This window comes from Sodalis-like endosymbiont of Proechinophthirus fluctus, assembly GCF_001602625.1.
In the GTDB taxonomy this organism is placed as follows: domain Bacteria; phylum Pseudomonadota; class Gammaproteobacteria; order Enterobacterales; family Enterobacteriaceae.
The window spans coordinates 35587-44370 of record NZ_LECR01000090.1; the positions used below are offsets into that span (position 1 = coordinate 35587).

The window sequence follows — 8784 nt, forward strand, 5'->3', positions numbered from 1 at the left end:
TGACAATGGAGCCGACGCCGAGAAACGCGCCATGATTAATGGACAGGAAGACACGCGATAGAATAAGCATCTCGTAGCTAGTCGATACTGCAGACTAGATACTGCCGAGGATGAAGATCGCAGACATCACCATCAGCAACATTCTGTGTGATAATTGGCTTGTGCTTAGCGTGACGAGCAGCGCGGAAACCATGACGCCAAAAGCACAGGCGCTGACAACCGCACCTGCAGCCGGAATTAAGATATTCAGATCGCTGGCGATGACGGGCAGTAATCCTATAGACCAACATTCTGTAATGCTAATCGCAAAAGCGCCTATTGCAAGCGCCAAAAGCTCCAAATTGAGCTTCATCTAACTACCTATGTGCATATGGAGAAAAGCGCTGCCTAGCCGAGTTGTGCTCAACCGACTCTCAACGTTATATTTGCGCTGATGTTTTAACCGTATGATTAGAGTATGAGTCAAAGTTTGATAACCCGGTATCAGAGGTAAGAGGATTTGCGCTGTACGCAAAAGTAATGAATAATAATTCTGTGCATGACTCAGTGACGCTAACGGGCTATCACTGATAGTGGTTTTTTGTGCCGATATAGGGTAATTATTTAAAATACCTTCTAAATAATTAGTTACAGGGTACAAGTCCTGAAGGACAATTGTATTGAACGTAGTGAACATCGTTGATACGGGGGATTGTGCGCGCGATTTGGCCGCCGTTTTCGTGGCCGTCATGGAGACCACAGCAGTTTTTCCAGCGCGGACCTCATGCTTAATCTAATCCTGATTCTATCAGAAAAAAGATCGATCAGACTGAGATCCGACTAGGAATGCGCCTGCTCCTGAGAGCCACTCGATCCCTGTCGCTTACTGCGGAAGGGCGAGCTTGCCTGCAATCCGCCAGACGAATCCTGAAGGATCTGGATGATTCTGAACAACGGATCGCGGATCAATACCCCCAAGAGACTTCTAGAAAGCAGCCCTGACAGCTCTGAATTTAAGATTAAGTTAAACGCGTAGTTACCGCTTTACGACTACCTTGCGCGATTTAGCACACCAATACGCAGAGAATTTACTCTTCTATAATTGCCTGCATCTTAAATTACCTACATTTTAATTTTCTTCGAGCGAGACTGCGTGGCCATTCTTTTTGAATAGGACCGTCGAATATCTCCCAGATAAAGGGAAGCATCAAAGCAAACAGCGGAGAAGATCTTGGCCAACTTGCCATGCTTGGAATGGGCATAGTGCAGCTTTGTGAGTTTTTAGTTGATCTTAACATTCCTGTCGACGCCGAAGATATACACGCTGTTTATTTTCGGTGGATCAAATACGCTGCTCTGCGTCTGGACCTTCATCGACTTCCTATCAGAGTGACTTTTCAATCGCAACAATTCCTTCATCATCCTGTCCTTTAGGTGAACCTTGGCCAGTGCATTTCTTCCAGTGTGGTTGTTCATGACAGACAATAAAATCTACTTCCTGGATTTTAATATCTTGCATCACGTATCAAGAGCGAGATCGCTCAAACTAAATTTAGGTAACTCGCTGGTGCACCCAGAGAGAAATTAATTCCCGAGATGATGCGATGGCAGATTTGCTTTGTTCGTATATTTATATGATTAATTATATTTATCATTATAATATATAATTATTATTTATATAATGTAATAATTAGAATCCTGAAAGGACAGATAATTTCAATAGCAACGAGCAATCAGAAATAATTCAAACGGCCTTTGCGTTGTACCTTTCAGGGGACACTCTGCCGGAGGTCTGGCATTTTTTCCGAAAATTCATGATTTGAAGAAACGTATATGACGCCAGGACATATCAGAATTTAATTTCATAACCACCATCTATTAGGGATAAAAGCCTCTGACGCACATACTGCAATACCGGGTTGTCATCATTACTCTAGTGCCACTGAAAGACTTTTTTGATAGGCGGTACGGCTATCTAATTCTCGATGATTGTAGCGGGAACTGTTGCACAAACATTGCTGCCAGTCGGCGTTGCAGTGTGGGTGTCCTGTCAGCACCTGACAGGACATGAGGAATGAGTGCATGGCTGGACACTGTCAGTACGGTATTCTTGTTAATTCCCTTCGCGCTCAGTAAATTCTCATCATGAGTCAGATTGCCGCACGGCTCAAATCTGAGCGCAATCTGTGGGGTATAAGGAAAAGGCATCGTGACGCAGATTTTCGTATTTCCATTTCCACTGCGTCCAGACTAAAGCTACGCAATCATCGCATAACCAGCGTTCCGACAGATGATTGCAGGAAATGTAGAGAGAGGCAGTATAATTAACCTTGGCTCAATGGCAGAGATTATAGGCTATCCTAATTGCTGCTTATGCTTCGTCAAAATGGGGCGTGCATGAGCTGACCAAAGCGGGCAGCCATTGAATTTTCTGGCGCGAATATTCGGGTTAACACCATGCACCCAGGAGTGGTGGAAACGCCAATTCTGGACGAATCAACGATTATCGTGGGCCGGGTGGGCAATAGCTTTATCAGGGCGGGGAATAAGGTGAGATACAGTGAGGAAACTTGGCAAACGGATCTTCCGTGAACCTGCTCCTAATCCTCGTCATAGTGATCTTTATAAAATGGAATTTTTACATCTTTTCTATAAGACAATGTCATTCTTACATTTTCCAACTGTGATAAATCAATATTACCGTAGACTAGCTCTTCCACTTTGTCGGTGGCCAAGACAACACGCTGGCCGTCAGGCACCATGATCTGACTGCTGCCAAAAGGGTATAGTTCGCCCTATTGCCCTAACGATTAACCACGACCAGAAAAATAACGTCTTCCAGTTACAGCTCGGCGCAGTTGATATCTCACATGTAGACTAAATCTCCGCTCCAGACTGCAAACAAAAACAGAATATTGACATGACGCAGCGCAAAACGCAGCGCAAAAATTCGCGCGACTTCCGGAAAACTTAAATCATAGCAAACCATTATACTTATCTTGCCTAAGGGTATGATGATAATTGCATACTACATGTCTTCGCTAAACCATTTTTTCTTGCCCATAAATGAATTTTATGCTGAGCGTGCAGCCAGTTTTGACCTCCGATGGCTCTCCTTGCTGAATTATATATCTGGCCTGTTCTTTCACCGTGCTCAACAAAGCTGAAAATGATAATTATCCCTGGCTTTCGGACCAACTCTGATAGAGATTGGTCTGTCTCTTCTCTCCGGTTTTCACTAAGATGCCATAATCTCTATCCTAAGAGATCAGGCGTATAGCCTGTCGTTGCTAATTCATGAAAACAGATAACATCAGCCTTGTTATCAGCTGCTTTTTTATATAAAGAAGCAATATAATATAGGTTTTTAATTTTATTAAAAAGCTAATTGATTATTACCATAATTCAATATGTAGTAAAATTACAAAAAAACTAAGAATAATGAAAGCCTACCCTAGGACATTTTCCATAAAAAATAAAACAACACCTATCGCTCTCTCCATAGCAAAGTCAGACAGGATAGCAATTACTATTTGTTTATGCCGAAAACCGCGTTTAGACATTCTAGAATAGAATTCTTCAATAGAGTAATATTCACCTGACATCGTTTCTGTAGTCAGTAACTAGTCTTCCACAATAATTATAATTTTAAAAAATAAATATCTGACATATACTATCATAGTATCTTATAAATTAAGGAGATACTATCCCAAATAAATTTCTCAGCTAGGATTCTGTAGCAAAAAACCCATCCTATAGTTTGAATTAAACTCGTCGCACTGAGACATCACTAGGAATACTATTCTGGAAATTATCAACTCACACGAAAAAATATGACCGATCGAAACTAGCATTTACGCCATATTCAGATTCTATGTCCTCTCAATCACATTAGCGCCTTCCCTTTATCATATACGCAAGCTGTCAATTATATTTTCTAAACGATAATGAGTCATAACTAACCGAGCCATATACAATTACCGTCATCAACAATAGGAAAAAATCAATATTTAATAATAGGAAAAATCAATATTTTTTTGGGTAGTTAGTATTTGATAATATAATTCTCTAAGTTATTTTAACTTAGACACTAATGAGTTGAGATAAAGAATTATAATTTATAAAGTGACTAATACACATTTTAATTACATTTTTTAGATTTCTATATTTTATATATATAAACATATGCCTATTACTTTTATCGGAAATTATCATTCTAATAATGATAATTTATATATTATAAACAACCTCTAATGAGGTCAATGAGATTTTTATCTAATAATAATCTCCTTTATCAAAAAAATTAAAATATAAATGTTTTTAACATTAACTTTAAAATAAGAGAGGATTTATGAAACTCAGAAATTCTCCTTTACTTTACAAAATTTATACGAATAATAGCACAAAAATTATCACTGACAACAACTAAAATAAAATATATAAGAACATTACTCAAAATATCATCTCTGCCAAAATATCTAATGCTGAATTTAAAGCCAATCAGTATATCCATAACATATTAAAAAATTTAACATTTTCAGAGAAGCATAATGCATATACTACCAAATAAATAAATAAATAAATAAATAAATAAATAAATAAATAAATAAATAAATAAATAAATAAAAGAAAACTATTTAATCAGTAAAGCCCTCAAAAAACTGTTATGCAGAAATGACCTAATATCCCTGCAAACAACAAGATGAAATATTCCTATCTCTTTAAATATTACAAAATAAATAGCACGCAGATGAAATTAACATATCTTGATTCATTGAAAATGATAATTATCAAAAAATTGATAGATGGAAAAATTACAGAAAAAATAAAGTACAACATTTTGCCAAGTTTGATAAATACTTGAATAATATCAACGATGTTGATCGTAAATAATTCATGAAAGAATTGAGAGTAAATCAATTTACTTCATCCACTTTTAATTCTCTTTTAACTAAATTAAAAAAATAGAGCAGAAAAATGAAGGATACTATAAATATTATATCATGTTGTCCTCAACAAATGGTATTAATCATGTTGCTAATAGCTTAACAAGAAGCTACAACGCAGTAGGATAAGGCACCATAGAAAACTATCCACTCCTTGCGTCACACTTTCGTGCTGAATTTCAGGAAAGTAATAATTCCAACGCAGAGGAAACCTTACCCAATTCAATAAATGTGCGTGAAGCCGATGAACGGAAAATTGTAAATTCGATATTCATGAACAATAAACATCACTTTACGACGTCTCTAGCTAGTTGGTAGGATAACGGAAACATATTAATTTTGTCGTCTTTAACGGCTGATGATTTAAACTATTTTCGTTCACGTGGTAATAACCTGAATTTTCTCTACCCTTAAAATAGTATTACCGTATCAAAGGCGGATAAAACGATGGGATCTGCCACAGTAAAGTCGAAACCGGTGAAAGTAAACCGCAATACGGATGTCAAAGAATATGACCCTACAAGCGGAATACCGGAGACCGAGTTAAGAGATATTATTAACCTAATAATTTCTGGCAAGTCAACAAATTATTTTTTATAAAATTCTGCATTGGTAAAATTAACATGAAAAATTATTCCCAATAATTATTATGATTATTGCCTTGCTTATTTTATCGTCATTTATATTAACATCCATTTTGAGCGTATCGTCGTTTCTCATCACATATTGTCATATTCCATCGATTAATAGCTAATATTATTGTCAAGGTAGATACTCTTCCGAGCAATAGCAGTGGTTCTTGTTAGTTTTAAGGCCACCTGCCACTGTAGTTACACACGGTGTAATCTAGTCAATAGGCAATGCGGCATTCCGCAACCTACCTGAGACTCTTTACAGGGGAAACGCCTTGGTTATGACACCATTATGATACCATTCTTCATCTTATACAGCGGCTATACAGCCATATAAGGATACACGTTAATTACGGTCTGACGATGATAGGTAAACTAAATGGTCGCTCCTTTCATCGTCGATTTGGACCGGGCATGATTGCAGCAAAACACAGGTTTGCTGCACACTTACGCCGACGCAGTGCGACTGTGCCCAGAGGTTAACTGCGCGAAGTCTTTCGCCCATCTACTTTAATACGATTTGACATGCATTGCATAATAACAATTAGACCTGAAGAACTAACTGATTATTCATCTTGTTATAAAGATATGATAGAAATAAATATTTCAGCATACCTAAAAATGTGAAAATTAATTTCAACATATCACTAAGTAAGTGATATGATACTTCCATTGTACTTTGAATAAGTAATAAACCACGGCAACAATACATATTTAAAACTCATATTTATCATAAAATTAACTCAGGACTTGCCCGTTTTTTTATCATTTCATACATAAAATATATGCAAGGATAGTCGTTATTGCAGCTCCCCGCAGGTTGCAAGCAAAATCGTACTTACACGTTCAGCGAGAGAAATTCCCGGCGTAATGCTTGATAAAGAATCATATTGATATTCATGCACTTTAAATATGTCTTCATCGGCTTTATCGTAGATCTTCTCCTGCAGCGCACGAAGCACAACAGGCGCTCTCGGCGACTGATAATGCGTTTCGGCCAGCGCGACGCCCTTTTATGGAGAAGTGGCGGGAGTAAGTGCGACAATAAGATGGCTTGCACCTTTAACTCTAGCGAGGGTAAAAGTCGAAGGTCACCGGATTTTTTCACGATGATAAGGAACGAGATATATTAAATGAAAGACAGCCAGGCGTTCTTCCCTGGATCACCTGCATTATTATTTTTCTCATCGGCCTGGTATTAACCATCGGCGGAGTCTGGTTACTCGCTCTTAGCAGCTCGGCCTATTATCTTGCTGGTTTGGCGCTACTCTTTAATTAGTAGGTCTTCTCTAGGCCAGACGCAGCTCGGCACAGTAGGCCATGACGCTGATCCTTATCGCTACCCTGGTGTAGTTGCTTTACGAAGTGAGATTAAGCTTCTGGCAGTTGGGGTCTCTACTTGTTATTCTCGGCATCCTGCTGCTGTTACCCTGGGTGCGACAAAAACTGTTTCCGCTGGCGCGGGCCAGGCATTTAACATTGGCCGTGGCGGTAGTGGCGACGGTTGCGGTGTGTTGGCCTTTACCACGACGCGACAGGTGGACATTACCAGCAACGCGGATTTAACTGCCCAGGTCCCGATGCGCATGATACCACCGTCCCCGATAGCGATTAGCATTATTACGGCCACACCGCCGCGATCGCTACTCTCTTTTAACTCAAATCAATGCCGATAACGTGCAAAATTTGAAACTGGCCAGGAGCATGGCGTACGGGTAATACTATATGTCCCAATGAAGATCAGGGCGACACCGATGCCGGACACGAATTTAACTTTGAGGATATGTCAATCAAGGTCGATAACGCGGTGTATGTCTTTTCCGGCCACAGTTGGGTTGAAGTTATCGATGCCAATACCGGCAAGCTGAAATGGAAATTCGATCCAAAAGCCGACACCAGCTACGATGTCTATCTGTCCTGCCGAGGCGTAAGCTATTACAAAGCGCTGGCGGGAACTGCAACCGGCTTGCCTCGAGCACATATATCGCGTCGGTGCTGGATGCGTACATGATGGCTATCAAAGCGTAAACGGGCTAGCTTTATCGGGATTTCGGCGAAAACAACTATATCTCACTGAAGCAATATCTAGGCAATTTGCCGGCGGGCTACCATTTCGTCACTTAGCCGCTAATGGTGGTCAACGATCGGTTAATTCTTAGCGGCTGGATTTACGACAACCGCGATACCTTTTAGCGCTCCGGCCCCGCGTGCGCTTTTCTTCAATCCTCTGATGGGAGAGCTGATTTGATCCTGAGATGTCGGCCATGATCTGCAAAACTGGAAACTGGGACCCAGAGATCAGTTTACCCGCAGCACGCCAAATTCCTGGGGTCTTCACCGCGATCCGAAGCTAAGTCTGGTACCCGCCTGCAATGAGACACCCGATTATTTTGGCGGTAGATGCCGGACGTTCGACGACCAATACAGCAGCTCCACCATCGCTCTGGATATAGAAACTAGCGAGCCACGCTGGCGCTTCCAGAACGTCCATCATTAACTGTGGGAATTCGATATGTCAGTCGGTCCATCGGTGGTGGATTTACCCGGTACTGACGGCCAATCGGTGCGACGCTGGTACAGACTACCAAAAACGCGGCGAATTTTTCGTGCTTAATCACGAGATAGGTCAGCCGATTTCGCCGGTTGAGGAGAAGCTGGTCCACAACCATAAGGTGCGGTGCGCAGTGATCATACCTCGCCGATGCAGCCCTTCTCCGTGGGGATGCCCCGTCGCTCTGGTGCCGCAGGATATGACGGAACACAGTATATGGTGGCGCGACTCAGATAAATCAAATGATGTGCTGCATTCAGTTCCGTAATGCCTACTATAACAAGGGTCAGTTTACACCGCCGCAGTTGAAAAGCACCATCGTCTATCCTGCTTTTGATAGCGTTATCGATTGGCACGTTCATTGCGTCTATTGACACAAAGCATAAGATCCTGGTGACCAATGCAAAGTACATTCCCTTTATGATCAGCATGGCGCCAGTGCCCCCAGGCCGAGCAACAGGGATTAGTGCAAAAATGGAATAGGCCAGGGCAACGAACTGCCGGTAAAAGGCAATTTCTCGCTGCAGTACGGCACGACTTACATCGGTACGGTCCGCTTAAGCCCTTGGCGTGCCTTGTAATGAGCCTCTCTGGGGCACACTGACCGCGATTGATTTAGTGAAACACAAATCATCTAACAGCATCTGGATCGGCACCACCCACGATATCGGGCTGT

The 8784-nt window shown here is 41.0% G+C and carries 4 protein-coding genes; 2 read left to right on the forward strand and 2 right to left on the reverse strand.

The window, feature by feature from the left end; translation table 11 throughout:
* Nucleotides 1-94: 94 nt before the first annotated feature.
* Nucleotides 95-352, reverse strand: coding sequence for an MFS transporter (locus BG74_RS08860; RefSeq protein WP_066597923.1), 258 nt, complete (start codon nucleotides 350-352; stop codon nucleotides 95-97).
* Between the two features lie 6005 nt (nucleotides 353-6357).
* Nucleotides 6358-6519, reverse strand: a complete 162-nt coding sequence (locus BG74_RS14380) for a hypothetical protein (RefSeq protein WP_187202837.1) — start codon at nucleotides 6517-6519, stop codon at nucleotides 6358-6360.
* A gap of 761 nt (nucleotides 6520-7280) precedes the next feature.
* Between BG74_RS14380 and BG74_RS08880 the strand changes: the two genes are divergently transcribed.
* Complete coding sequence (locus BG74_RS08880) at nucleotides 7281-7568, forward strand: hypothetical protein (RefSeq protein ID WP_439895732.1); 288 nt, start codon at nucleotides 7281-7283, stop codon at nucleotides 7566-7568.
* A gap of 273 nt (nucleotides 7569-7841) precedes the next feature.
* Nucleotides 7842-8054: a hypothetical protein gene (locus BG74_RS21000; RefSeq protein ID WP_439895733.1), complete on the forward strand. Its 213-nt coding sequence runs from the start codon at nucleotides 7842-7844 to the stop codon at nucleotides 8052-8054.
* The last annotated feature ends 730 nt before the right edge of the window (nucleotides 8055-8784 follow it).

Bases quoted from the DNA above. Each gene is read 5' to 3' on its own strand.
- BG74_RS08860 (WP_066597923.1), bottom strand. From the start codon at position 352: ATGAAGCTCAATTTGGAGCTTTTGGCGCTTGCAATAGGCGCTTTTGCG.